At 56.0% G+C, this 23,406-nt stretch carries 26 protein-coding genes; 8 read left to right on the top strand and 18 right to left on the bottom strand.

Annotated elements, in window-relative coordinates; genetic code table 11:
- Positions 1-252 precede the first annotated feature (252 nt).
- From QZ517_RS07125 to QZ517_RS07050, 16 genes are all read right to left on the bottom strand, one after another.
- On the bottom strand, positions 253-756 hold the full coding sequence (locus QZ517_RS07125; protein ID WP_294224284.1) for a hypothetical protein: 504 nt from the start codon (positions 754-756) through the stop codon (positions 253-255).
- Between the two features lie 90 nt (positions 757-846).
- Positions 847-1,095: a membrane protein insertion efficiency factor YidD gene (gene yidD / locus QZ517_RS07120; protein WP_294224281.1), complete on the bottom strand. Its 249-nt coding sequence runs from the start codon at positions 1,093-1,095 to the stop codon at positions 847-849.
- Between the two features lie 60 nt (positions 1,096-1,155).
- A complete protein-coding gene (locus QZ517_RS07115) occupies positions 1,156-2,463 on the bottom strand; it encodes an ATPase (protein WP_294224279.1) in 1,308 nt (435 codons plus the stop codon).
- A gap of 115 nt (positions 2,464-2,578) precedes the next feature.
- Positions 2,579-3,112 carry a prepilin peptidase gene (locus QZ517_RS07110; protein WP_294224275.1) on the bottom strand — a complete coding sequence of 178 codons (534 nt, stop codon included), beginning with the start codon at positions 3,110-3,112 and terminating at the stop codon, positions 2,579-2,581.
- Between the two features lie 9 nt (positions 3,113-3,121).
- Positions 3,122-3,970, bottom strand: coding sequence for a tetratricopeptide repeat protein (locus QZ517_RS07105; RefSeq protein WP_294224272.1), 849 nt, complete (start codon positions 3,968-3,970; stop codon positions 3,122-3,124).
- 31 nt (positions 3,971-4,001) lie between these two features.
- Positions 4,002-4,565, bottom strand: coding sequence for a tetratricopeptide repeat protein (locus QZ517_RS07100; protein ID WP_294224269.1), 564 nt, complete (start codon positions 4,563-4,565; stop codon positions 4,002-4,004).
- 28 nt (positions 4,566-4,593) lie between these two features.
- Positions 4,594-5,568 (bottom strand): type II secretion system F family protein, encoded by a 975-nt coding sequence (locus QZ517_RS07095; protein ID WP_294224265.1) that lies wholly within the window; start codon positions 5,566-5,568, stop codon positions 4,594-4,596.
- Between the two features lie 12 nt (positions 5,569-5,580).
- The gene (locus QZ517_RS07090) at positions 5,581-6,549 is read right to left on the bottom strand and encodes a type II secretion system F family protein (protein WP_294224262.1); all 969 of its coding nucleotides are present in this window, start codon (positions 6,547-6,549) and stop codon (positions 5,581-5,583) included.
- 6 nt (positions 6,550-6,555) lie between these two features.
- Positions 6,556-8,034 carry a CpaF family protein gene (locus tag QZ517_RS07085; protein ID WP_294224258.1) on the bottom strand — a complete coding sequence of 493 codons (1,479 nt, stop codon included), beginning with the start codon at positions 8,032-8,034 and terminating at the stop codon, positions 6,556-6,558.
- 15 nt (positions 8,035-8,049) lie between these two features.
- A complete protein-coding gene (locus QZ517_RS07080; protein ID WP_294224338.1) occupies positions 8,050-9,288 on the bottom strand; it encodes an AAA family ATPase in 1,239 nt (412 codons plus the stop codon).
- Between the two features lie 286 nt (positions 9,289-9,574).
- Positions 9,575-10,231 carry an OmpA family protein gene (locus QZ517_RS07075; protein ID WP_294224255.1) on the bottom strand — a complete coding sequence of 219 codons (657 nt, stop codon included), beginning with the start codon at positions 10,229-10,231 and terminating at the stop codon, positions 9,575-9,577.
- A gap of 14 nt (positions 10,232-10,245) precedes the next feature.
- Positions 10,246-11,646: a type II and III secretion system protein family protein gene (locus QZ517_RS07070; protein WP_294224254.1), complete on the bottom strand. Its 1,401-nt coding sequence runs from the start codon at positions 11,644-11,646 to the stop codon at positions 10,246-10,248.
- A gap of 243 nt (positions 11,647-11,889) precedes the next feature.
- Positions 11,890-12,759, bottom strand: a complete 870-nt coding sequence (cpaB, locus tag QZ517_RS07065) for a Flp pilus assembly protein CpaB (RefSeq protein ID WP_294224251.1) — start codon at positions 12,757-12,759, stop codon at positions 11,890-11,892.
- Between the two features lie 200 nt (positions 12,760-12,959).
- The gene (locus QZ517_RS07060) at positions 12,960-13,160 is read right to left on the bottom strand and encodes a hypothetical protein (protein ID WP_294224248.1); all 201 of its coding nucleotides are present in this window, start codon (positions 13,158-13,160) and stop codon (positions 12,960-12,962) included.
- An 86-nt stretch (positions 13,161-13,246) separates the two neighbouring features.
- Positions 13,247-13,447 (bottom strand): hypothetical protein, encoded by a 201-nt coding sequence (locus QZ517_RS07055; protein ID WP_283426605.1) that lies wholly within the window; start codon positions 13,445-13,447, stop codon positions 13,247-13,249.
- A gap of 81 nt (positions 13,448-13,528) precedes the next feature.
- Positions 13,529-13,729: a hypothetical protein gene (locus tag QZ517_RS07050; protein WP_283426603.1), complete on the bottom strand. Its 201-nt coding sequence runs from the start codon at positions 13,727-13,729 to the stop codon at positions 13,529-13,531.
- 345 nt (positions 13,730-14,074) lie between these two features.
- On the opposite strand from QZ517_RS07050, the gene QZ517_RS07045 reads away from it, so the two are divergent.
- Positions 14,075-14,899: a lytic transglycosylase domain-containing protein gene (locus QZ517_RS07045; RefSeq protein ID WP_294224243.1), complete on the top strand. Its 825-nt coding sequence runs from the start codon at positions 14,075-14,077 to the stop codon at positions 14,897-14,899.
- Positions 14,900-14,901: 2 nt separating this feature from the next.
- On the opposite strand, the gene QZ517_RS07040 is transcribed toward QZ517_RS07045, so the two are convergent.
- Positions 14,902-16,275 carry an L-serine ammonia-lyase gene (locus QZ517_RS07040; RefSeq protein WP_294224240.1) on the bottom strand — a complete coding sequence of 458 codons (1,374 nt, stop codon included), beginning with the start codon at positions 16,273-16,275 and terminating at the stop codon, positions 14,902-14,904.
- A 254-nt stretch (positions 16,276-16,529) separates the two neighbouring features.
- Between QZ517_RS07040 and rpiA the strand changes: the two genes are divergently transcribed.
- The 5 genes from rpiA (at position 16,530) to QZ517_RS07015 (ending at position 20,983) form a co-directional block, all read left to right on the top strand.
- Entirely contained in the window at positions 16,530-17,318 is a 789-nt protein-coding gene (gene rpiA, locus QZ517_RS07035; RefSeq protein WP_294224238.1) for a ribose-5-phosphate isomerase RpiA, read from the top strand.
- A 14-nt stretch (positions 17,319-17,332) separates the two neighbouring features.
- Positions 17,333-18,688 (top strand): glutathione-disulfide reductase, encoded by a 1,356-nt coding sequence (gor, locus tag QZ517_RS07030; protein WP_294224235.1) that lies wholly within the window; start codon positions 17,333-17,335, stop codon positions 18,686-18,688.
- Between the two features lie 81 nt (positions 18,689-18,769).
- Positions 18,770-19,915 (top strand): FtsH protease activity modulator HflK, encoded by a 1,146-nt coding sequence (gene hflK / locus QZ517_RS07025; RefSeq protein ID WP_294224232.1) that lies wholly within the window; start codon positions 18,770-18,772, stop codon positions 19,913-19,915.
- A gap of 1 nt (position 19,916) precedes the next feature.
- Positions 19,917-20,786: a protease modulator HflC gene (locus QZ517_RS07020; RefSeq protein WP_294224226.1), complete on the top strand. Its 870-nt coding sequence runs from the start codon at positions 19,917-19,919 to the stop codon at positions 20,784-20,786.
- Positions 20,786-20,983: a DUF2065 domain-containing protein gene (locus tag QZ517_RS07015; RefSeq protein WP_164645370.1), complete on the top strand. Its 198-nt coding sequence runs from the start codon at positions 20,786-20,788 to the stop codon at positions 20,981-20,983. The genes QZ517_RS07020 and QZ517_RS07015 overlap by 1 nt, the downstream gene beginning before the upstream one ends.
- Before the next feature lie 67 nt (positions 20,984-21,050).
- Here the strand turns inward: QZ517_RS07015 and QZ517_RS07010 are convergent, their stop codons facing one another.
- On the bottom strand, positions 21,051-22,223 hold the full coding sequence (locus tag QZ517_RS07010; protein ID WP_294224221.1) for an acetyl-CoA C-acyltransferase: 1,173 nt from the start codon (positions 22,221-22,223) through the stop codon (positions 21,051-21,053).
- Between the two features lie 195 nt (positions 22,224-22,418).
- Between QZ517_RS07010 and QZ517_RS07005 the strand changes: the two genes are divergently transcribed.
- Entirely contained in the window at positions 22,419-22,748 is a 330-nt protein-coding gene (locus tag QZ517_RS07005; protein WP_294224219.1) for an STAS domain-containing protein, read from the top strand.
- A 32-nt stretch (positions 22,749-22,780) separates the two neighbouring features.
- Positions 22,781-23,215, top strand: coding sequence for an ATP-binding protein (locus tag QZ517_RS07000; protein ID WP_294224214.1), 435 nt, complete (start codon positions 22,781-22,783; stop codon positions 23,213-23,215).
- Positions 23,216-23,406 lie beyond the last annotated feature (191 nt).

Below are 23,406 nucleotides of genomic sequence, written 5' to 3'. Positions count from 1 at the left end.
CCCCGTGTGATTTGAGGCACACGATATCATAGTGATGGGCTGCAGGCGTGATTGACTGAGACAGTGTCTTGCGAAAGCCTGCCTTTATTGGGCTTCTGCCGTGTCAGCGCCGAATTGATAGCGCTCTCAAATGGGTCCGAGATGGGGAGGGCTTAACAACATGAGCTTGAAAGGGCTCAGGGAAACAGTTTGTTTCCTTTTTGGCGGGGGCTGCGCGTGTTCACAAACCACGCACAGCCTATGATTTGCCGATTACTGAAGTTGATCTTCGTTGCATTTCTTGGCCAGATCCAGCGCCTTGGCGGTGCCAGCCAGATCAACAATGAACGAGTATTCTTTTTCCGGGAACACGGTCATGGTGGGCGCACGGCGAATGGCGTCGTACACCTCAGGGTCGTCGGTCAGCACATAGCCGCCGCTGTAGCCTTTGGTGATGTTGCCGCGCATGCCGGTGGCTTCGCCAACATAGAGGTTTTCACCAATCAACAGCGCCACATCCTGTTTGACGTCGGTGCGGATGTTGGTGTCGGCCTTGGTGAAAATACCGATGTAGCCAATGGCGCGATCTTTGGTCAGGCCCATTTGGATGACGTTGTCCAAGCCGTCTTTGGTTTCCACCATACAGGTGCCTTTTTCCGTGTCGATGTGCACGTTCCAGCCATCAACCGCACCGTATCCGACAAATTTGTCAGCCATGGCGGCAGTGCTGCCCAGGGCTAGTGCGGCCGTGGTGGCCAAAATATGAGAAAGGCGCATGGGAAATCTCCTGAAGGACAATTGAATGGCGTCAGGCTAGCACTCTTATGGCGGGTGTCCAGACGTGTTTGTGTGTGTTTGGTCGCAGGGTTACGGCTTGTCTTCGCTGTCGCAGCGGCAGGGAGGGACGGGGTCATATCCGCTACTACCAAAGGGATGACACCGGCCAATGCGGCGCAGGGTCAACCAACTGCCTTTGATCGCGCCATGTTTTTCCAGCGCTTCCAGCGCATAGGCTGAACATGTTGGTTGATAGCGGCAATTAAAGCCAACCCACGGGCTGAACACCAAGCGATACAGGCGAACGGGAAGGGCGGCGATATGTGCAAGCGGAGACATGCGCGTTATGTAGGCGAAGTGGCGCGCATAAAAAAGGCCGCGGTATGCGGCCTTTTGGGATTACTTGACGATGTGCTCGTCTTTCACAAACATATTGGCCCAGGCGCGGTCGATCAGATCGGGCCGCATTTGGTAAGGAATGCCCTCAAACTCACAGATCGAGATGATCTGATCAATTAGGAACACCGGCTGATAGTTGGCATAGGTGTTGTCGATGGTGGGGTATTTGGTTTTGAGCAGGTGAATGAGAGATGTCTCATCCAGCGGCAGACCCTTTTTCTTGGCGACCAGCGCAAAGATTTTCAGGAAGTTCTCCTGGCTTGGGCCGTCGATTTTGATCTTGTAGAAAATCCGGCGCAGGGCGGCTTGGTCAAAAATCTCGTTTGGATGGAAGTTGGTGGAGAAGATAACCAACGTGTCAAAGGGCACTTCAAATTTCTCACCAGACTGAAGCGCAAGAATGTCTTTGCTTTCTTCCAGCGGCACAATCCAGCGGTTCACCAAGGATTGAGGCGACTCTTCCTGGCGGCCCAGATCGTCCACGATAAAAATGCCACCGGTGGATTTGAGTTGCAGCGGCGCCTGATAGGTGCGGGCTGTTGGATTGTAGACCAGGTCCAGCATGTTCAGGGACAATTCGCCCCCGGTGATCACGGTTGGGCGGTCACATTTTACATAGCGGCTGTCAAACCTGGCAACGCGGCGCAGGCTTGACATGTCTTGCTCATCACCTTCAGCGGCAGAGTGCACAATCGGGTCATAGACGGTGATCACCTGACCGGCATATTCGATGGCGTGCGGCACGTAGACCTTGTCACCCATAGCGTCACGAATGCCATTGGAAATCGAAGATTTACCGTTGCCGGGAGGGCCATACATCAGGATCGAGCGACCTGCGCCCACAGCAGGGCCAAGCTGATCGAGCAGGTCCGGCGGCAGGATCAGGTGGCCCATCGCGCCGGTGAGCTGATCGCGGGAGATTTGAATGTTGCGGATCGACTGGCGTTTCACCTGCTCGCGGTACACATCCAGCGGCACTGGCATCGCGCCAAAGTACTCAGACTGGGCCAAAGCGTCCAAAGCGCGGTTCTTGCCCGCATCGGTGAGTTGATAACCCATTTCATTGCCGGAGTTGGCGTTCAGCGTGCCGGTGGCCTCAAGCAGTTTTTGCTCACGCGCCATATCCACCAGCTCTTGCGTCACCGCAGAAGGTAGGCAGATGGCTTTGGAAATGTCGGTGACCATATCCACGTTTTTGCGGAACATTGTTTTCAGAAGGATGTCGCGCATCATCACCCGTGGGAGTTTCATCTCCTCAATCCGCTTGGGGGGCGGGGGGGCCATCACGTTGGCGGTCTGCATATTCATCGACGCAACACTCCTGAGAGAGGGCCGTTTAGCCCTCGGTCTGTTTCCATCCCATAAACAATCAAAAGGTGGCGTTTTTTGGGCCGCATCGGGCCAGTATCAAGGTGCGCGCCGTCTATTGACCGTGCAGAACGCCCAACAAAAGGTAGGTGCAGAGGGCCAATCCAATGCCCGTGCCCATCGGAATGGTGATCTGATCGCCTTTGCCAACATTGATGTTGTTCTCAGAGGCTTTGAGCTTCCAAGCGGCCCAATCCGGTGCAAGCTTGCGCAAAGGCGTCGCGCGGACAATCAACGTGGCCAAGACGGCCACAACAATGGATGCAAATGTGATGATCAACATGTAGCTGGCATCATTTTTGTCGACAAAAAGCGCGACCACAGCGGCCATTTTTACGTCACCAGCACCGACCTGACGTGCCATCCACATCAGCAGAAGCACCGCAAACACGACGCCATAATTGGCGAAACGCCAGGCAAATTCCATGATCGGCAAAGTGGTTAAGCCTACCACAACAAAGATCGCAAACAGCGCCCAGACGGACAGGTTGCTGATCTTCTTATACTTCATGTCCACCCAAAAAATGTAGACACAAAGCGGCAACGCTGGGATCAAAGCCCAGAGCGCAAATGTGCTGGAAACCTGCATCAAGAAACCTTAGCCGTTTTCGAGTGCATCCAAGGCGCGCACCGCGGCCTCAAAGTGTTGCGGATGGGTTTCCACCGCTTCGCGCAACAACACTTTTCCGGTTTCGGTGTCGCCCTGCTTGATCGCAGACAGTGCCAGCGTGTGCAGAAGCTGTGCCCGCTCGGTTTGCACCATCGGAATCACTGGCAACGTGTATTGACGTTGGGCACCTCGGGCCAGAACCATGTTGTTTTTGGCGGTGAACAGTGTGCTGTCCTGACGCACGGCTTCACCAAACAGACGCTCCGCTTCGGTATAATCCCCGCGGGTCAGCTTGGAGTAGCCCCAGTTGTTCATCACACCAGCCGGGCGCGTTGTCAGGCCTACAGCAATCTCATAGAAGCTGTCAGCCCGGTTCCACTCTTTGTTGCTGTCAGCAATCATCGCTTCAAGGCGGTAGCGCTTGAAGGTTTCATGGGTCGGCGGGATGCTGTCGAGTGTTTTCTCAGCGTCGTCCCACATACCTGCACGGATTTGTGCGTCGGCCATATCCACGCGGTCGTTGGCCGTGCTGTCTTTGTGCTTGGTAACCTGTTTCCATGCTGGCACGGCTTCGGTGAAGCGCTTGGCGCGGACATAAGACACAGCCAAGCCACGCTGAATATCAATGCGGTCGGGGTTGCCTTTTAAGGTGCGTTGGAAATAGGCGATGCCTTCATTGGGATCGGCAACCGTCAACATCACGTCAGACAGGTTCGCCTCATCCACCGCGTTCACGTCCTGAATGGCCCGTTCAACGCTTTCATCACTCTTGTCAGCGCAAGCTGTCAACGCGACTAGCCCGGCCACACAAATAGTCCCCAAAACAGGATGGCGCATGTTTGCGTCCTTTGCTGCTCTTGCTCTCAATTCATGGCGTCTGGCGGATCACGTAGTCGCTGCTACCCCGCCGCACCAATTTATATTCTTGTTCTTTTACGTCACCATAGACGGGTTGATTCGAATTTGCGAGTGCCAAGCGCAAATTATCGCGGATTGCGTCACTTTCGCCATTGTCCAGCGCATAAGCGCGGCGCAGGATCTGTTCTGCCTCGCCAAACTTGCCCTGCTCCAGAAGCGTGATGCCAAGGTTGTTCCACGTTTCAGGGTGGGAGTTGTCAGCCTCGATAGACGCGCGCAAAAGATCTTCGGCCTGGCCCAGACGTCCCATGACAAGGTTCGCAGTGCCCACGGCGGCCAGCACATCCGGGGTGCGGCCTTGCTCAAGTCCTGCACGGACAAAGGCGTCCATTGCCAACTCGGTTTCGCCAGCTTCCATAAGCCGCCAGCCAACAACCAGCCCATCAACGGCCTCACCTCCGTGATCAACGGATGGGGCGTAAGGGCTGTCGTTTGACGCGCCAAAGCCGCCTGGGTCACAGGCGGCTACAGCACAAGTCAGGGTCATCAGGGCCAAAGCCCGGAGGTGTGTCATTTGGGACGCTTTTTTGCTCGTTTTTGCCTCACTGGCCGAGCTGGGTGATCCCAATCACAGAAGGGCTGACCAAGATAATCAACAGCGGCGGTACAGTGAGCCCCATAGTGGCCAATGTCATCTTTGTTGGCAACTTGTTTGCCGCTTCTTCGGCGCGCATCACCCGTTTGTCACGCATCTCGCCAGCATAGACCCGCAACGCTTCGGCGATCGAGGTACCAAAGGTGGCCGATTGGATCAAAACGGTCACAAAGGAGGACACGTCTTGCACACCACAGCGTTCGCCCATGTCGGCCAAAACCTGAGATTTGTCTTTACCGGCCTTCATTTCGTGGGCCACAATTTCGAACTCTTGAGCAAGCGCAGGGTAGGAGGCGCGCAATTCACCGGCCACGCGCACAATGGATTGATCCAAGGACTGACCCGCTTCGACGCAGACCAGCATCATGTCAAGGCTGTCGGGGAAACCAGCGGTGATCTCCTCTTTGCGCTCTTCCACGCGGCGGGTAACCCAGTATTTGGGCAGGAAATATCCAGCGCCCCCGGGGCCAAGGGTCCAGAACAACATGTCCGTTGTGGAGGACTGATCGGTTTGCTTCACAAGGATAAAGTAGGTTACGCCAAGCACCAAGCCGCCAATGCCCAACACCATCTGTGCCAAGTGGAAGGCCCGGACCGCGTCGCGAGATGGGTATCCGGCCTGCATCAGTTTGAGGCGCACCGAGCTCAGCTCTTCTTCGCTTTGCGGCTCAAGGAAAGCTTTGTATTTGTCGAGCTTGGCATTGGACGCCTTGCGGCGCAGGCGCTCTTCTTTTGTGGCCCGCGCCGAAGATTTTTGGGTCTGCGACTTGTTGAGTTTGGAAATGGGGTCGTCTTGGCGCGCCATGACGGCGGCGGCCACGAGAAGAGCAAAGAACAGGCCCAGGACCAGGATCGCTATCATCGGACCACGTGGTCCAAGCATATCGGTCAGCATCATGTTTAGGGCTTCCATAGTGGTCATCGCGGGATCTCCTTAAACTTTGATGTTGGTCAGAATTTTCATGACAATGAGGTTCATGCCCAGAAACACGCCCACGGCGATACAGCCAGGGATGTAGAGCCAGTGATCTTTCACTTCGTCATAGTAATTTGGGTCCATCACGTTGATTGCGATCAGCGCAAGCACCGGGAAGGCAGATAGAAATTTGCCGGACCATTTGGCCTCAGCCGTAATCGCTTTTACGCGGCGAAACAGCCGGAAGCGCGCACGGATCACTTTGGAAAGACCTGCGAGAATCTCGGCCAAGTTACCACCGGATTGCTGCTGGATGGTCACGGCAACCGACAAGAAACGCATGTCTTGCATATCGAGGCGTTCCGCCATGTCCTTCAGCGCTTCGCCCAGATCGCGGCCGTAAGCGGCCTCATCTGAGATCACCCCAAACTCGGTGGCCAGAGGGTCGTCGATTTCTTTGGAGACAATTTGCAGCGCGGCAGAAAACGGGTGGCCGACCCGTAGGGAGCGCACCATCAATTCAATGGCATCGGGCAGCTGTTCTTCGATCATCGAGATGCGCTTACCAGCCTTCATCGAAACCCAAGTGTACACACCACCAACGCCCATCATCACCGCAATGCCTGCGCGTGTGATCACGCCGGTTTGGGTGCCAATGGTCAGGCCCAGAAACGCAAAGATCGTGACCGCAACCATGATGAGGATCAATTGTATGGGCGTAAACGCAATGGCAGCCTTTTGTGCCTTTTCTGCAAGCGCCGAATAGAGCGGAATACCTTTGCTCTCGCTGTGTTGTTTCATCTCCTTGCGGAGTTGTTCCAACACTTCGTCACGTTTGGCGCCTTTATCCAGCATCTCCAACCGGCGGTTCACGCGGCTATTGAGGCTGATGGATTTGCCAAATACTGTCAGGTAGACACCTTCGACCAAGACAAAGACGCCGACAAAAATCAGTCCGTAAACAATGAGTTCGGGTGAAAATGGCATGTCTGATTACCCCGCAGACGGTTCATAAATTTCAGGCGGCAGATCGTAACCCCAGAGACGGAAGCGCTCGGAAAAGTGCGAGCGCACGCCGGTCGCGGTGAAATGGCCGATAATCTTGTTTTCCGGCGTCAAACCTGTGCGCTGGAAGCGGAAGATTTCCTGCATGGAGATTACGTCGCCTTCCATGCCGGTGATCTCGGTGATCGAGGTCATGCGGCGCGACCCGTCCTGAAGACGGGAGGCCTGCACAATGAGGTTCACAGCTGAGGAAATCTGAGACCGCACTGCTTTGAGTGGCATCTCGATCCCGGCCATGGCGATCATGTTTTCCAGACGTGAAATACCGTCGCGTGCGTTGTTGGCGTGAATGGTGGTCATAGAGCCGTCGTGGCCGGTGTTCATGGCTTGCAGCATATCGATCACTTCCTCGCCACGTGTCTCGCCAACGATGATGCGGTCAGGGCGCATACGCAGGGCGTTTTTCAGACAGTCGCGTGGGGACACTTCGCCTTTGCCTTCGACGTTTGGCGGGCGGCTTTCCATGCGGCCAACGTGCGTCTGTTGCAGTTGAAGTTCCGCTGTATCCTCGATGGTCAGAATGCGCTCGGCGTTGTCGATAAACGAACTCAGTGCGTTCAAGGTTGTGGTTTTACCGGAACCCGTACCGCCAGACACAATCAAGTTGAGGCGGGTGGATACCGCTGCCTGCAAGTAGGCGGCCATTTCCTCGGAAAACGCCCCAAACTTCACCAGGTCATCAATGCCCAGCTTGTCTTTCTTAAACTTACGAATGGAGACGAGTGAGCCGTCCACCGCAATGGGGGACACCATGGCGTTAAAGCGCGAGCCATCAGCCAAACGGGCATCCACATACGGGTTGGATTCATCAACCCGACGACCCACAGCAGATACGATCTTATCGATAATGCGCAGCAGGTGACGCTCGTCTTTAAAGACGATGTCTGTGAGTTCCAGCTTACCAGCGCGCTCGACAAAGATCTGTTTGGGACCATTGACCAGAATATCGTTGACGGTTTCGTCTTGCAGCAGGGTTTCCAGCGGACCGAGGCCGGTGACCTCATCATAGAGCTCCTGAAACACCGTTGTGCGCTCTTCGCGATTGAGCACAATTGCTTTTTCCTGCAGCACTTCGGTGGCAATTGCAGTGATTTCCGCCCGCAGCTCGCGCTCGGAGGCTTTGTCCAGGGCGGCGAGGTTCAGGTTGTCCAGCAGCTCGCGGTGCAGCTCAAGCTTGATTTCGCCCAGGCGTTCCTTGCGGCGGCGTTCCTTGTCACCGGCGACAACCACACCCGCAGTCTTTTCGACAATCGGGCGGCGCATGACCTTTTTCTCTGCGACAGCCGCCTCAAGGGCAGCAGCCGTAGGTTTTGGCGCGGGATCGGCCTTCTTAGCATCAACCTTGGCGACTTTTTGGGCAACCGCGGCATCAGGCTTTGCTTCGGACTTTTTGTAGCGGGAAAACATTACGACGGTCCTTTGTTACGCGGCTTTTTCGCTGGATTGATCCAGCGCGTGCAGGCTGGCGGCGAGTTTGGCAATTTCTTTGCGCAGCGGATTTTTCGCAGCGCTGATGGCGAGAGGTTGGCCGTGATCCGAAGATTGGGTCACCTGTTTGCCGCCATCCGGCATGTTCAAATCGATCGAGATGCCCAGGCTTTCCGCCAGACGTTTCACGCGGCTTTTGCCAGCCAGATCGGTAAATTTCGGTGCCCGGTTCATGACATAGCGCAGTTTTTCAAATGGCAGGTCTTCAGCCTGCAACGCCCGCTTAAGGCGCATGGCGTTTTGTGCCGAACGCATGTCGATTTCCATGGTGGCAAAGTAGACATGAGCCGCCTGCAGCACGACTTCAGACCACTGCACCAGCGTTGATGGCATGTCGACAATCACATAATCATAGTGTTTGCGCGCCATCTCCAACATGCGTGCAATGTCATCTGGGCTGACAAGATCCAAGGGAATGATCTCGGCAGGGGCCGTCAGAACATGCAGCGTCTCTTCGTAAGTTTGCAACGCCTGGCCAAAGCTCTCGCTATCCATGCTTTCGGTGTCTGTCAGAAGCTCAAACACAGCATCTGGCCGTGGCATGTCCAGATATGTCGACATGGTGCCAAACTGGAGATCCAAATCCACCAGGCATACGCTGGGGGCATCTTTGCCTGTTGTGGCCAATTCCCAACCAAGGTTGGTCGCCAAAGTGGTGGCGCCTGTGCCTCCGGCAAGGCCGTGCACTGCGATCAACACGCCTTCACGTGAATCTTCGGTGGCGGCCAGCTTCACTTGTGATGCTGCAGGAATCTCGGCGGCCTTGGCGGCGGCGCGAATTTTGTCGATGGCGGCTTGCAATTCGCCGGGCGGAATCGGGTAGGGGATAAACTCATCGGCGCCGTGGCGCAGCAATGTGTGCAAAGACGCAGGGGTCACGTCCTCAGCGATCAAAAGTGTGCGAATGTTGCGGTTGCGTGCCTCTGTGATGATCTCGGTGAGCTCATCCAGCGAATCCTCATCCATGTCATCCATCGCGATGGCAATGAATTCAAGCTGCTCCGCTTCGGGTTGCGCCATGAATGGCACGGCATCCTCAAAGCCGAGGTCGCCCCATTGTTCCCCAAGAGCTTCTTCCATATCCACGATCAGAAGTTCAAAATTCTGCACATCCCGGCAGATTGTACATGCCAGGATTGGATTTTGATCGGTTTGCAGCGCTTCGCTACTCATCTTCAGCCTCAAGTCCTCTGGCGCATCTTGCGCCTGTTGTTGTGCAGAGGTGCCCACCTCTTTTGGCATTGGCCCGTCAATCACCCCGATTGCCGGCGGCCCGACTCGCGTCAGACACACTTTGCCTCGGGAATGAAGATCACCCCCAACTTGGGCAACATTGGGGCCAAAAAGCCGAAATTGTGCGGTATTGTGCGACGATCCTCTCAAATGTGACGGATCGTTTCTGAAACGCAAAAAAGCCGACCCAGGGGCCGGCTCTTGTTAGTGCTTTGATTTGTATGTGTTATTCGCCGCCGCCGCCGGTCAATGACAAGCCAGTGATCTTGGCGGGTGGAATCGCGCTTGCGACATACTCGCGGTAGATGACCGAGGCATAGCGCCCATCCAGGATGTTTGGATGTTTAGACACAAAACCGGTGACTTCGGTTACAGTACGGCGGTTACGCCGCTCGCGGTTTCCGGTTGCAATCAGCGGTTGGGTTTTACCAAGAGACACAACGGCTTCCAGTCGATTGCGGCCGATGCCTTGACTGGACAGGTAAGACACAACGGCGCGCGCGCGGCGCATACCAAGTGACTTATTGTAGCTGTTGCTGCCCACTGCGTCCGTGTGTCCGTAGACTTTAAAGCGCACTTCCGGGAATTGACGGATCCATTCGGCTTGCTGGCGCAGAACGGTCCGCGCGTTTTGGTCAAGCACAGCGCTGTCAAAGTCGAAGTTCACCATGGTTGGCACTTCTTCGGCAAATCGGGTGGCGAGGCTTAGTACGTATGACTTATCGCCATTTTGAATGCCAATGTTGTTGGATGTTGCTGATCCAAAGGTTCCACTGTCAATGACGGAGCCGGATTCACGGACCCAAGAGGGCACTGCGCTGTTGTCACCGTCTGAACAGGCGGTGATCAACAGCAGGGCAAGTGCGGCGAGTTTTTGATACATGTCTCAGCCTTTCCTTAGTCCATCACGTAGCCGTAGGAGCCGGTGAAGTCTTGTTTGGCAACTTCGCCAGCCGCCCCGCGCTGCTTTTTGGCACCGCTGGTGACATGACCAAACAGGAACAGTTCCTGCTCGGTAGGTGGTTTGATCCGGTCCGTTGGCAGAGCAAGTGCTTCGCCACGGGTTGGCGTGACCAAATGAGCGGTCACGATCACAACCAGTTCGGACTGGGAGCGGGAGTAGTCGGCGCTGCGGAACAAGGTGCCCAAAACCGGCACATCACCAAGCCAAGGCAGCTGCGCGTTGTTGTCCAGGAAGTTGTCCTGCAACAGACCGGCAATCGCAAAGCTTTCCCCGTCGCGCATTTCGACGGTGGTCGAGGTTTCGCGGCGGCTAAAGGCTGCAATGGATACGGTGCCGTCGTTGTAGCCATTGGCTTCATCCAGTGCGGACACGGCGGTGGCCAATTCCAAATTGATCAGGTCGCCATCGACAACGCGGGGCACAAAGTTGAGCTCGACACCAAAGGGTTTGAACTCAACAGAGATTTCGCCACCGTCTTGCGCCACTGGGATGGGGTATTCCCCACCGGCGAGGAACTTTGCCTCTTGGCCGGACAGCGCGGAGAGGTTTGGTTCCGCAAGGGTGCGTACCATGCCTTTGCTTTCCAGCGCTTGGATCATCAGATTGATTTCGAAGGCGCCCGCATTCAAGTTAAACAAACCAGCACCGCGGGTGCCAGGATTGAGGGGCCGCTGTCCGGTTGTGGCGTCAACTGGCTGATTAAAGAAGCCGGTCTGCAGGATGTTTCCGTTTCCGGTAATCTGGAAGTCGGTCGACAGTGCTTTGGACACGCTGCGCTGCATCTCTGCAAAGCGCACTTTCAGCATGACCTGTTGCACACCGCCAACAACCATCAGGTTGGACACGCGTTCCGGTGCGTAGCGTTCCGCCAAATCCAGCGCCCGTTGCAGGCGTTGCGAGGAAGATACCGTGCCAGACATAACGATGCCATCGTTGGCCGAGCGCACGTCGATTTTTTCGTTGGGCAAGATTTGCTTCAGGCGTTCTTTGAACTCTGAGAGATCCGGCGCCACACGCACGTCCACGTTGGTGATGAGTTTGCCAGTGGCATCCAACAAGGTCAGCGTGGTCCGTCCCGGCGATTTGCCAAGCACGTAGATGGTGCGGTCTGACAGCGACGAGATGTCCGCAATGGCTGGGTTGGCAATGGACAGTTCCGCAAAAGGAACGTCGCTTTCCACCACAACCGCGCGGTTCATCGGCACGCTGAGCGAAGAGGATGTTCCACTTCGCACCACACGCAGAGAATCCGCGAATGACGGGGGTGCCATCATTGGCAAAACCCCAACGGCGACTCCCAAAAGGGCCGCCCCAAAAATACTTTTTAGTGTCATGTGACCTGCCTCTCGATCACGCCTCGGTTCGCGGGTCTTTTGCCCACATTTTCAGCCACTCTGCGCCAAGTGTCGAAATATTGCAAGAATCAAAGGGTTCCGGCGGTTTGTTGAGGCGCTGCCCTGTGGGACAAGTGTCACAGGGCAGTCAGGGATTAAGTTGGCTTTGGTCAAACAAACAAAGGCGCCCGAGGTGGTGGCGCCTTTGAAAATTGTACTACGATCAGATCGTTAAAATTTGCGTCAGTTGGTGCAGGGGATCGGAATTTCCACAACCTGTGCGCCTTTGCGGTTCTTGATTGTGCAGACTTTTGGCTGTTGAACCTGGACAATCTTTCGTACTTCCGGGGCGTCTTCCACCTCTTCGATGCCAAGCAACATGCGTTGATCCACCTCGATGACTTCCGCAACGGTGTTGTCGTTTGCGCCTACCAAGGACAGGGACAGGCGACCGGAGCTTTGCGCCTGGGTCAGGGCTGGCACCTGTTCGGTTGTGGCGGCGACGGTGACGGTGCGAGCAACTTTGGCTTCCGCTTGCTCTTCGTTCACCGACTGATCCACGGCAACCAACTTCACGTTGGCTTGAATCAGCTTGGTGAACTCACCACGGTTGGTTTCGTCACGCTCAATGCGGCCGGTCCAATAGATGTCCACGCGGTCACCTGGACGGATGTGCCCGGAGACACCGCTGGTCACGTCAACTTTGATGGTAAAGGCGCGCTCCCCATTTTTCAGGCGCGAGGTGATGCCAGCTTCTTCGTCAGGTTCTGTGACCTTGGCTGCCAGCAGGATCTCGCCTTTCTCCATGGAGCGCAAAATCACGCGCTGCCGATTGTTGCCGTCTGGGAACAACACTTCGGCGTCTGTGAACATGCCTTCGGGAGCGGCTTTTTTGGGCCACTGTACGCGGCGCACATCTTTCAGAGCGAGCTTTTCGCCAAATTTCATTGGGCGCGCAACAACATACCCGTCCACCAACTCAACGGTTGGGCTTTCGGTTTTTTGCTGTTCCAGGGCGTTTTCGTAGCCCTTGATATAATTCTGCGCCATGTAGACCGCGAATCCAGCGATCCCCAATCCAAAAAGCATAACGGCTGCAAAAATAGCACGCATGGGTTCCACCTCGTATGTTGATCCCCGCGCAAAGGGCGCAATGGGAATGGTTCATGGGTCAGTCTGAGTGGCAAATGTGGCGAATTCTGGGAGCCACGGCGCTGGTTTGAGGGCAATCGGAAACAGCTGTGCCATCAAAACGCAAACAGGCGACCCGTTCTGGGCGCCTGTGCAAAGCTCAAATATTTGAGAATCGGTGTTTACTCAGTTGCAAAGGCAGCTGTGTTTGCGTCAGCACCGTTGATTGTGACGGCTGCGGCGGTCACCGGTGTCGCAGTTGCGGATTCAATGGCAGCAAACACTACGACGGCCAGCCCCACGATGCCCGCGGTCAGCACAACCCAGTCAACTGTGACTGCGCCGGCTTCGTCTTTGCGGAAGTTTTTGATGAACGGTTTCATGTGCGTTCTCCAGCAATAGATGAGGGAGGCCCTCGGTTTGGGAAAAAGGGCGCAATAATCGCGCCCTTTTTAGAAACTCATCCGAATTATTCGGTGGCGATTGCGCCGGAAGATGCGTCAGCAGCGTTCAGAGCCACGGCAGCTTCGGTTGTCAGTGTGGAAGTTGTGCTTTCGATTGCGGTGAAAGCTGCAACGGCCAGGCCAACAACGGCTGCGGTCAGAACAACCCAGTCAACAGTTACGGCGCCAGCTTCGTCTTTGCGGAAGTTTTTGATGAATTTGATCATTGGAATACTCCAGAAATAGATGTGTTTGGTAAGTGGGGGCAGGCCATTCAGGCCTGCACGCCCTGCAGAACGAGGCTGCTATTATTCGGTGGCGATTGCGCCGGAAGATGCGTCAGCAGCGTTCAGAGCCACGGCAGCTTCGGTTGTCAGTGTGGAAGTTGTGCTTTCGATTGCGGTGAAAGCTGCAACGGCCAGGCCAACAACGGCTGCGGTCAGAACAACCCAGTCAACAGTTACGGCGCCAGCTTCGTCTTTACGGAAGTTTTTGAAAAACTTGATCATGATGTGTCCCTCCAAAGGATCAGATAATTTGTGTCACCGTGTCGGGCGTCGTTGGCGTGTCTCTCTCATGCCTGCTCGACTTGGTATGACAGCAATATCCCCTTCGAATGGGGCGGGAATTGGGCGCAAGTGGTTCGATTTTGGATCAAATGCTGATTGTTGTTGTTTTCCGTTTAACCGACTGAAATATCGGAATATAAATCTTCATATCTTGTTAATGGGTGCTGCCAATGTGAGGGGATTGGGGCCGAATCGGGAGACTTGGGCAGCAATGAGGCAGCAAAACTGGCCTGAATGCCCAAAATCTGCGAAACTGGCGCAAAATGACCTGAGCAGGCAATCAACATGTTGGTACAAAAGAGTGTGTGGGCCGCAGCGCTGTCCGTTTTGGTAGGTTTTGCGGCCAGTGAGTCGGCTTTTGCCGAGGCCCCCAAGCCTTTTCCCGATTTCTCGGCCAAACGCGTGAAGCCTCCCAAGCCAGGGCAGGGCAGCCGCATCAATGTCCAGATCACGCCAACAGTGGTTGTGCCGGAGGCGCAGGACGCGGGCACCGCAGGCGACTCCCCGTCTCAAGCCGCAGTTGGTGCGATGGCGTGGTTTTGGGAAGAGGTCTCACCAAACTTAGATGATTCCGGTCCCGGTCGTCTGGAGAACGCTTTGAACAAAGTGTCCAAGCCGCCTGTAGGGCACGGCGTGCCCACGCCGCGCTTGACGACATTGCAATCCATTGTGCAGGGCCATGGCATCGACATACTGCGCAGCACGATTGGCACGCAGGTCTCGCCCGCGTTGGTGTTGGCTGTGATCGCGGTGGAATCCGGGGGGAAGTCGGATGCTGTGAGTGGTGCGGGCGCGGAAGGGCTGATGCAATTGATGCCGGACACTGCCGCACGTTTTGGCGTCGAAGACAGTTTTGCGGGGGCCGACAATATTGCCGGGGGGGCGAGGTTCCTCGATTTCCTTATGGAGAAATTTGAGGACGACCCTATTTTGGTGTTGGCCGGATATAATGCCGGGGAGAACAGCATTGCAGAGCACGCCGGGGTGCCGCCTTATGCGGAGACCCGCGCCTATGTCCCCAAAGTGCTTGCCGCGTTTCAGGTCGCACGGGCCTTATGCATGACACCGCCGGAGTTGATTTCAGATGGCTGCGTGTTTGCGCAGCCTTAAGATCAGCAGTTTGGCACGTTCACCGCGAGGCCACCCAATGAGGTCTCTTTGTACTTCTCATGCATATCGGCCCCGGTTTGGCGCATGGTTTCTATCACCGAGTCCAATGGCACAAAATGCTGCCCATCTCCGCGCAACGCCAGAGAGGCTGCCGACACGGCCTTGATCGCGCCCAGCCCGTTGCGTTCAATACATGGCACTTGAACCAGGCCTTTGACCGGATCACAGGTCATACCAAGGTGATGCTCCAACGCGATCTCGGCTGCATTTTCCACTTGCTCCGGCGTGCCCCCCATCACGGCGCATAGTCCGGCCGCAGCCATAGCAGCAGCTGAGCCTACTTCGGCCTGACACCCTGCTTCAGCTCCAGAGATCGACGCGTTGAACTTCACCAAGCCGCCAATCGCAGCGGCGGTGAGCAGGAACTCATCCACGCGTGATGCTGTGGCGCCAGGCACGTGATCGAGCCAATAGCGGATCACCGCGGGCATCACGCCCGCCGCGCCATTGGTCGGCGCAGTCACCACTTGGCCGCCAGCCGCGTTCTCTTCGTTCACCGCCATGGCATAGGCGCTCATCCAATCATTGATGGTGTGTGGCGCATTCAGGTTCATGCCGCGCTCGGCTTGTAGGGCATCATGGATTGCTTTGGCGCGGCGCCGCACGTTTAGGCCTCCGGGCAAAGTGCCGTCGGTGACCAGCCCGCGATCAATACAGTCATTCATCACCTGCCAGATACGGGCGCAGCCTTTGGACAGGCTCTCATGACAGCCACGTGCCACTTCGTTGGCCTTTTTCATCTCGGCAATTGTCTTGCCGGAATGTTCAGCCATCTCCAGCATCTCCACCGCAGACTTAAACGGGTAGGGCACCGGCGTGCCTTCGTCGGTGGCTTTGCCTTCGGCCAGTTCTGCTTCGGTGAGGATAAAGCCGCCGCCAATAGAGTAGTAGGTCTCTTGTAAGGTCACGTCGCCCTGTGCGTCGGTTGCCATCAAGATCATGCCATTGGCATGGCCGGGCAGGTTGGGCCCAAAGTCAAACTTCAGATCTTCGCGTGGATTGAACTTCAGAACTGGCAAGCCTTCTGGCTGCACCGTTTCGGTCTCGCGGATGTGTTCAAGCGCAGCTTCCGCTAGCTCATGGTCATAGCTGTCAGGCAGGAAGCCTGCGAGGCCCAGTATCGTTGCACGGTCGGTGGCGTGGCCGACGCCGGTAAAGGCGAGGGAGCCATGCAGAGACCCGCGCAGCCCGTGGAATTCAAACGGAGAGGCGCGCATCGCGTCGAGGAACCGCGCAGCCGCCACCATCGGCCCCATTGTATGTGACGAAGACGGGCCAACACCCACTTTGAACATATCAAAGACTGAGAGAAACATAAGTAAGTGGTCCTTCGTCCTGCGCGCGGAATTTGAAGTCTTTCTAAGATGCACCGCTCTTTCTTGGCAGTGCAAAAGCGACGTTTCCGATAGGAAACACGCGCGGGTAAGCGGGTCAACCGCTTGTCTTTTGCGCTTGTATGAGGTGAGGTGGCGCAATCAGGCGGCTTTGGCGTGTAATTTCCGACATTCCCCCCTCGCGCCCGACGCCCTTCTTTCTTATAAAGTCTCAAAGCATGCAGGGAGTTGCCGCAATGACCGGAGAGTTGTCGCCCATCGACAAGGCCAAATTTGTCGCCGCCAAACGCGCCACCGACTATGTTGAGGATGGCATGCGCGTTGGGTTGGGCACAGGCTCGACCGCCGCATGGCTGGTGCGCTGCCTCGGTGAGATGGTGCGTGAACAAGGATTGCGCATCAAAGGTGTGCCGACCTCGACCCGTACAGCTGAGCTGGCACGAGAGGTTGGTATTGAGGTCATCAGTCTCGATGAAGCCAAATGGCTCGATGTGACTATTGACGGTGCGGACGAATTTGATGCCGACCTCAACCTGATCAAAGGCGGCGGCGGCGCCCTCCTGCAAGAGAAGATTGTGGCGACTGCATCGGATCAAATGGTTGTGATTGCCGATGTGGGCAAAGAGGTCGAAACCTTGGGGGCTTTCCCGCTGCCAGTAGAAGTGGTGCCATTTGGCTGGCAGACCACACAGGCGTTGATTGAAGAAACCCTTGTGAGCATGGATGTATTGGGCCGCAACAGCACGTTGCGCATGAATGGTGACGCACCGTTCATAACGGATGAAGGCAACCATATCCTTGATCTGCATCTGAACCGCATTGGTGATGCCCGCCAACTCGCACTTGTGATCAACCAGATGCCGGGTGTGGTTGAAAACGGGCTGTTCATCGATATTTGTGATGCGGTGGTTGTGGGCTACGGCGATGGGCGCGTGGAAGTGCGCGACATCAACGCTGGCACAATCGAAGAGGCGATGCTCGACTTCGCTGAAACAGACAATCTGTTCACCGATCTGGTGGACTAACAAGAAGGCACATCATGTCCTTTGATTATGATCTCTTTGTCATCGGCGGTGGCTCCGGTGGCGTACGGGCTGCGCGTGTTGCGGCAGCCGAAGGTGTAAAAGTCGCATTGGCCGAGGAAGACCGCTATGGCGGCACCTGTGTGATCCGGGGCTGTGTGCCAAAAAAACTGATGGTCTTTGCGTCTGAATACGCAGGCATGGTTGAGGATGCGCAGGCTTATGGCTGGGACATCACGCCGGGCGCGTTTGACTGGGACGCCTTTAAAGGCAAACTACACGCCGAACTTGACCGTCTTGAAGGCATCTATCGCAACCTGTTGAAAAACAGTGGAGTCGAAAGCTTTGATCTGCGCGCCAAGATGGTCGACGCTCATACTGTCGAACTCGCTGATGGCACCCAGAAAACCGCCAAGCACATTTTGTTGGCCATGGGTGGGCGTCCGGTCTGGCCGGAGCTGCCCGGCGCAGAGCTGGGCATCAGTTCCAACGAAATTTTCCACCTGGAAAAACTGCCAGACAGCATGTTGATTGTGGGTGGTGGTTACATCGCGTCTGAGTTTGCCGGCATCATGAACGGCCTTGGTGTGAAAACCACGCAGTTCTACCGCGGTGAGCAAATCCTGCGTGGCTTTGACAATGAAGCCCGCACGCTGATCAGCGAAGAGATGGTCACACGGGGCATTGATGTGCAACTCAACACCAACGCGATCTCGCTGGTGAAAGACGGCGACAAGATTCGGGTGACAGATTCCAACGGGCGTGATCGCCTGTTTGATCAGGTGATGTTTGCCACTGGTCGTGCGCCAAACACAGACGGCATGGGCCTCGCAGAGATTGGTGTGAAACTGGGCCGCAAAGGCGAGGTGGTTGTGGACGCGTACAGCCAGACCGGTGTGCCGTCTGTCTATGCGGTGGGTGACGTGACCGACCGTGTGAACCTGACCCCAGTGGCGATCCGCGAAGGCATGGCTTTTGTGGAAACTGTGTTCAAAGGCAATCCAACACCGGTGGATCACGATTTGATTCCAACTGCGATCTTTACCCAGCCGGAAATGGGCACTGTCGGGCTGTCGGAAGAAGACGCCGCAATGCAAGAGCCGGTTGAGGTTTATTCCACCAGCTTCAAGCCAATGCAGCAGGCTTTTGCCGGGCGTGCAGAACGGGTATTGATGAAGCTGATTGTCAGCAAAGCGACACGTAAAGTGCTTGGTTGTCACATCGTTGCGCCGGGCGCCGGTGAGATGATCCAGTTGGCTGGCATTGCCGTAAAGATGGGCGCAACCAAAGAAGACTTTGATCGGACAGTGGCGGTTCATCCCACAATGTCTGAAGAACTGGTAACCATGAAAGCCCCTGTACGCAGCCTTTAGGCCGTATATGGGTTGATTTTTCTGGCGCAAACCTCAGATTTAGGGGAACGCCAAACACGATACAGGAAGGGAATATCCCGAATGGCAGGAAACAGCGGCGGCCCCTGGGGAGGGGGCGGCAACAACCAAGGCGGAGGCAACCAAGGTGGCGGCAATCGCGACAATGAAAACGGTGGCGGTCGACGTCCCCCTGAGGGCGATGGCCCGCAGATTCCCGACATCGATGACCTGATGAAAAAGGGTCAGGATCAGTTGCGTGTGCTTATGGGCGGTCGCGGTGGTCAAGGCGGAGGCGGCCAAAATGGCGGCAGCGCCGGTGGCTCTGGTGGTCCCGGTATCAGCCGTGGCGCTGTGCTGGCCGGTCTGGGGCTTGCAGTTGTCGCCTGGGGCGCCACCAGCTTCTATTCCGTAAAACCGGAAGAGAAATCTGTTGAGTTGTTCCTTGGCAAATACTCCGCAACGGGTGAGCCTGGTCTGAACTTTGCGCCATGGCCTTTGGTCACAGCCGAAGTGCTGCCAGTCACAAACGAACAGACCGAGGAAATTCCTGGTCGTGGCACAGATGGCCTGATGCTGACCGGTGATGAAAACATCGTCGACATCGACTATCAGGTGGTTTGGAACATTTCTGACCCAGCGCAGTTCTTGTTTAACCTACGTGACCCACGTGAGACCATTCGCGCGGTGTCTGAATCCGCGATGCGTGAAATCATTGCGCAGTCTGAGCTTGCGCCGATCCTCAACCGGGACCGTGGTGTGATCACCGACCGTCTGCAAGAGTCGATCCAGGTGACTTTGGACACATATAACTCCGGCGTGAACATCGTGCGGGTGAACTTTGACGGTGCCGATCCCCCCGAGGAAGTAAAAGACGCGTTCCGCGAAGTGCAATCGGCTTCCCAAGAGCGGGACCGTTTGGAGAAGCAAGCGGATGCCTATTCCAACCGTGTGACAGCGGGTGCCCGTGGTGAAGCGGCGCAAATCCTGGAAGAAGCTGAAGCCTACCGTGCGCGCGTTGTGAACGAGGCCGAAGGTGAAGCCAGCCGTTTCTCGGCGGTTTTGACCGAGTATCAAAAGGCTCCGGAAGTGACACGCAAGCGTTTGTATCTTGAGACCATGGAAGAGGTTCTTGGCGACATCGACAAGGTGATCATCGACGAACAATCCGGTGGCTCTGGTGTGGTGCCGTATCTGCCGCTGAACGAGCTGCGCAAGGGGAGCAACTGATATGAAAAAGACAACGTATCTTTTGCCAATCTTGGTGATCGCGATCGCTGGCCTTCTGTCCTCAATCTTCATTGTGGACGAGCGTGAAAAAGCCCTGGTTCTGCAGTTTGGCCGTGTGGTCACTGTGAAAGAAGATCCTGGCTTGGCCTTCAAAATTCCGCTCATTCAGGAAGTGGTCACCTATGACGACCGTATCCTGAGCCGCGAAGTTGGTCCGCTTGAGGTAACCCCTCTGGATGACCGTCGTCTGGTTGTGGATGCCTTTGCGCGCTATCGCATCGCTGACGTGAACCAGTTCCGTCAGGCCGTTGGTGCCGGTGGTGTAGAGTTGGCGGAACGTCGACTGGACAACATCTTGCGGGCGCAAACCCGTGAAGTGCTGGGCTCAGTGCGGTCTGATCAGGTGCTCTCCACAGAGCGTGAAAGCCTGATGAACCGTATCCGCGACAACGCCATCACCGAAGCGCGTGCGCTGGGTCTTGAGGTGATCGATGTGCGTTTGAAGCGCACCGACCTGCCACAAGCCAACTTGGAAGCAACTTTCTCTCGTATGCGTGCAGAGCGTGAACGGGAAGCTGCCGACGAGATTGCCCGTGGTGACGAAGCCGCGCAACGCAAACGCGCGCAGGCGGATCGTACCGTGGTGGAACTTGTGTCTGATGCCAAACGTCAGTCTGAGATCTCTCGTGGTGAAGCGGATGCGCAACGTAACGCAATCTTTGCCGATGCCTTTGGTGCGGACCCGGAGTTCTTTGAATTCTACCGTTCGCTCAACGCCTACCGTGCATCGCTGACCGGTGGCACCTCTTCGATGGTGCTGTCCCCGAACAGCGAGTTTTTCAACTACTTCGGCAACTCCCAGGGTCGCTGATGGTTGAAACCGCACTTCTGGCTTTCGGGTTGGTTTTGGTTTTGGAGGGGCTGGTGTACGCACTGGCCCCTTCTATCGTTGAGGAGCTGCTGGAAATGCTGCGCAGCTTCAGCGAAGGCCAACGTCGTACTATGGGGTTGATGGCCGTGGCGCTGGGCGTCTTGGTGGTTTGGATCGCCAAAGCTCTGGGGGCTTAAGGCCAAAAAACAAAAAAACGCCGCGAGACAGTCTCGCGGCGTTTTGCATTTCTATCGGCAGTTTCGCCTAAATACGCTCAATCGCAATGGCTGTGCCTTCGCCGCCGCCGATGCAAATCGCGGCAATGCCGCGCTTCAACCCGCGTTTTTCCAATGCGTTCAGCAACGTCACCATGATGCGTGCGCCAGAGGCACCAATTGGGTGACCCAATGCACAGGCACCACCGTTCACGTTTACGATGTCACGGCTCAAGCCCATCTCGTGCATGAAGGCCATTGGCACCACGGCAAAGGCTTCGTTGACTTCCCACAGGTCGACGTCTTCTTTTTTCCAACCGATTTTTTCGAGCAGCTTCTGCGCGGCAGGCACAGGCGCGGTGGTGAACAGGCCTGGGGCTTGCGCATGGCTGGCATGACCAACAATCTCTGCGCGCACTTTTAGACCTTGCACTTCGGCAGCTTCTGCCGAGGCGACCACAAGCGCCGCGGCACCGTCTGAAATGGAAGAACTGTTTGCCGCGGTCACAGTGCCGTCTTTGCGGAAGGCAGGCTTGAGCTGAGGGATTTTTGCGGGGCGGGCATTGCCTGGTTGCTCGTCTTGCGCAATTTCCACATCCCCCTTGCGGGTTTTTAGGGTTACAGCGGCAATCTCGCCTTCAAACGCACCGGATTTCTGCGCCTCCAGAGCGTTGGCCAAAGATTTTAACGCATATTCGTCCTGCGCTTCACGGGTGAATTGGAAGCTCTCGGCGCAGTCTTCGGCAAAGGTGCCCATCAGGCGGCCTTTGTCATAGGCATCTTCCAGACCATCAAGGAACATGTGGTCCACCACCTGCTGATGGCCAATCCGCGCCCCGCCGCGCATTTTTGGCAAAACGTAAGGCGCGTTGGTCATGCTTTCCATGCCGCCTGCAATCATAACGTCGCGGTCGCCAAGCGCGACGCTGTCAAACGCCATCATCGCGGCTTTCATGCCGGAGCCGCACATCTTGTTAAGCGTTGTGGCCGGAACGTCCTCTTCCAGACCACCTTTGAAGCCTGCTTGACGTGCGGGCGCTTGCCCCTGACCCGCGGGCAGCACACAGCCCATTAACACTTCGTCCGCGGTGGTGGCCCCGGCATCCGCAAGCGCCGCACGAATCGCGGTGCCGCCAAGCTCGGCAGCTTCCACACCATCAAACGCGCCTTGAAAACCACCCATCGGCGTCCTGGACGCCCCTGCAATCACTACTTTTTTCATGGTTTTTGCTCCTCCGCAGCCCTGTCACAATCAATTGCTCTTGGCCTTGCCTGAAAATCTTTGCAAGGATGTTACAAAGTTCTTTGCGCCAATTGGGGCAGGTGCGCAATTCCGTAGATCCACGGGGCGCGCTCATACATTGGTAACCATTGCGGCCTAGACTGTGCCAAGGACGAAAGGTGAAGGAGACGTCATATGAATCTGTCGAGTAAGGCAGAGGGTGATGCCCTGGTGGTATCTGTTCACGAAACACGGATTGATGCATCCGTGGCCATTCAATTTAAAGATCGCATGCGCGAAGAAACCGACACGGCAGATGGCCGCGTGGTTCTAAACCTGTCCGAGGTGGATTTCATTGATTCCAGTGGCTTGGGCGCCATTGTGGCGGCCATGAAGCAGCTGGGCGGTAAAAATCCGTTGGAATTGGCGGGACTTAACGAAAATGTGGATAAAGTTTTCCGGTTGACCCGTATGGACACTGTGTTCCGTATTCACAATTCTTTAGATGACGCGATTGTCATCTGACTTTTGATCTGATGTTAGGGACACACCCCAGATTGATTAAACCTAAGGCTGATATCCACATCGAGCTTAAGGGCACCCCCACGGAGGTGCGCAATGCGCTTGAGACTCTGCGTCACAAGTTGACGGCACAAGAGTTTGCAGCCTGCAATGCGGGTGTGCTCGAAATTGTGCTGGCCGAAGTGTTGAACAATGTTGTGGAACACGCGCTGGCCGGGCGCAATGACGGCCAAATTGTGATTGCTTGCAACTACGCGGACCAATGTTGGTTTGTGGAAGTGCGCGACAATGGTGCGGAGATGCCTGACAACCAGCTTCCGGATGGGGTTATGCCTGATCTGGATCGCGACCTTCTTGACATGCCTGAAGGTGGATTTGGCTGGGGGCTTGTGCGGTCTTTGGCACAGGACATTGGCTACAATCGCCACGCAACAGGGCACAACGAACTCAGCTTCCGCGTCCCTGACTAAGCACCGTTTTTGGGCCTGCTTGGACCAACTGGTTGCATAAACCGTAACTCCCGATAAACTTCACATGTGAAGTAGGGAGACATCATGCGAGATTTTCATTTTCCGGGCCGGTCACCAGTGATGGCGACCAACGGCATGTGCGCCACGTCGACGCCGTTGGCTGCGCAAGTCGCGATCGACATTCTGCGCCA

Origin of the sequence: uncultured Shimia sp., from assembly GCF_913054185.1 — a bacterium.
In the GTDB taxonomy this organism is placed as follows: Bacteria; Pseudomonadota; Alphaproteobacteria; order Rhodobacterales; family Rhodobacteraceae; genus Shimia.
This window is presented reverse-complemented; position numbering and strand designations above follow the sequence as displayed.

Bases quoted from the DNA above. Each gene is read 5' to 3' on its own strand.
- QZ517_RS07125 (WP_294224284.1), bottom strand. From the start codon at position 756: ATGCGCCTTTCTCATATTTTGGCCACCACGGCCGCACTAGCCCTGGGC.
- yidD (WP_294224281.1), bottom strand. From the start codon at position 1,095: ATGTCTCCGCTTGCACATATCGCCGCCCTTCCCGTTCGCCTGTATCGC.
- QZ517_RS07115 (WP_294224279.1), bottom strand. From the start codon at position 2,463: ATGAATATGCAGACCGCCAACGTGATGGCCCCCCCGCCCCCCAAGCGG.
- QZ517_RS07110 (WP_294224275.1), bottom strand. From the start codon at position 3,112: ATGCAGGTTTCCAGCACATTTGCGCTCTGGGCTTTGATCCCAGCGTTG.
- QZ517_RS07105 (WP_294224272.1), bottom strand. From the start codon at position 3,970: ATGCGCCATCCTGTTTTGGGGACTATTTGTGTGGCCGGGCTAGTCGCG.
- QZ517_RS07100 (WP_294224269.1), bottom strand. From the start codon at position 4,565: ATGACACACCTCCGGGCTTTGGCCCTGATGACCCTGACTTGTGCTGTA.
- QZ517_RS07095 (WP_294224265.1), bottom strand. From the start codon at position 5,568: ATGACCACTATGGAAGCCCTAAACATGATGCTGACCGATATGCTTGGA.
- QZ517_RS07090 (WP_294224262.1), bottom strand. From the start codon at position 6,549: ATGCCATTTTCACCCGAACTCATTGTTTACGGACTGATTTTTGTCGGC.
- QZ517_RS07085 (WP_294224258.1), bottom strand. From the start codon at position 8,034: ATGTTTTCCCGCTACAAAAAGTCCGAAGCAAAGCCTGATGCCGCGGTT.
- QZ517_RS07080 (WP_294224338.1), bottom strand. From the start codon at position 9,288: ATGAGTAGCGAAGCGCTGCAAACCGATCAAAATCCAATCCTGGCATGT.
- QZ517_RS07075 (WP_294224255.1), bottom strand. From the start codon at position 10,231: ATGTATCAAAAACTCGCCGCACTTGCCCTGCTGTTGATCACCGCCTGT.
- QZ517_RS07070 (WP_294224254.1), bottom strand. From the start codon at position 11,646: ATGACACTAAAAAGTATTTTTGGGGCGGCCCTTTTGGGAGTCGCCGTT.
- cpaB (WP_294224251.1), bottom strand. From the start codon at position 12,759: ATGCGTGCTATTTTTGCAGCCGTTATGCTTTTTGGATTGGGGATCGCT.
- QZ517_RS07060 (WP_294224248.1), bottom strand. From the start codon at position 13,160: ATGAAACCGTTCATCAAAAACTTCCGCAAAGACGAAGCCGGCGCAGTC.
- QZ517_RS07055 (WP_283426605.1), bottom strand. From the start codon at position 13,447: ATGATCAAATTCATCAAAAACTTCCGCAAAGACGAAGCTGGCGCCGTA.
- QZ517_RS07050 (WP_283426603.1), bottom strand. From the start codon at position 13,729: ATGATCAAGTTTTTCAAAAACTTCCGTAAAGACGAAGCTGGCGCCGTA.
- QZ517_RS07045 (WP_294224243.1), top strand. From the start codon at position 14,075: ATGTTGGTACAAAAGAGTGTGTGGGCCGCAGCGCTGTCCGTTTTGGTA.
- QZ517_RS07040 (WP_294224240.1), bottom strand. From the start codon at position 16,275: ATGTTTCTCTCAGTCTTTGATATGTTCAAAGTGGGTGTTGGCCCGTCT.
- rpiA (WP_294224238.1), top strand. From the start codon at position 16,530: ATGACCGGAGAGTTGTCGCCCATCGACAAGGCCAAATTTGTCGCCGCC.
- gor (WP_294224235.1), top strand. From the start codon at position 17,333: ATGTCCTTTGATTATGATCTCTTTGTCATCGGCGGTGGCTCCGGTGGC.
- hflK (WP_294224232.1), top strand. From the start codon at position 18,770: ATGGCAGGAAACAGCGGCGGCCCCTGGGGAGGGGGCGGCAACAACCAA.
- QZ517_RS07020 (WP_294224226.1), top strand. From the start codon at position 19,917: ATGAAAAAGACAACGTATCTTTTGCCAATCTTGGTGATCGCGATCGCT.
- QZ517_RS07015 (WP_164645370.1), top strand. From the start codon at position 20,786: ATGGTTGAAACCGCACTTCTGGCTTTCGGGTTGGTTTTGGTTTTGGAG.
- QZ517_RS07010 (WP_294224221.1), bottom strand. From the start codon at position 22,223: ATGAAAAAAGTAGTGATTGCAGGGGCGTCCAGGACGCCGATGGGTGGT.
- QZ517_RS07005 (WP_294224219.1), top strand. From the start codon at position 22,419: ATGAATCTGTCGAGTAAGGCAGAGGGTGATGCCCTGGTGGTATCTGTT.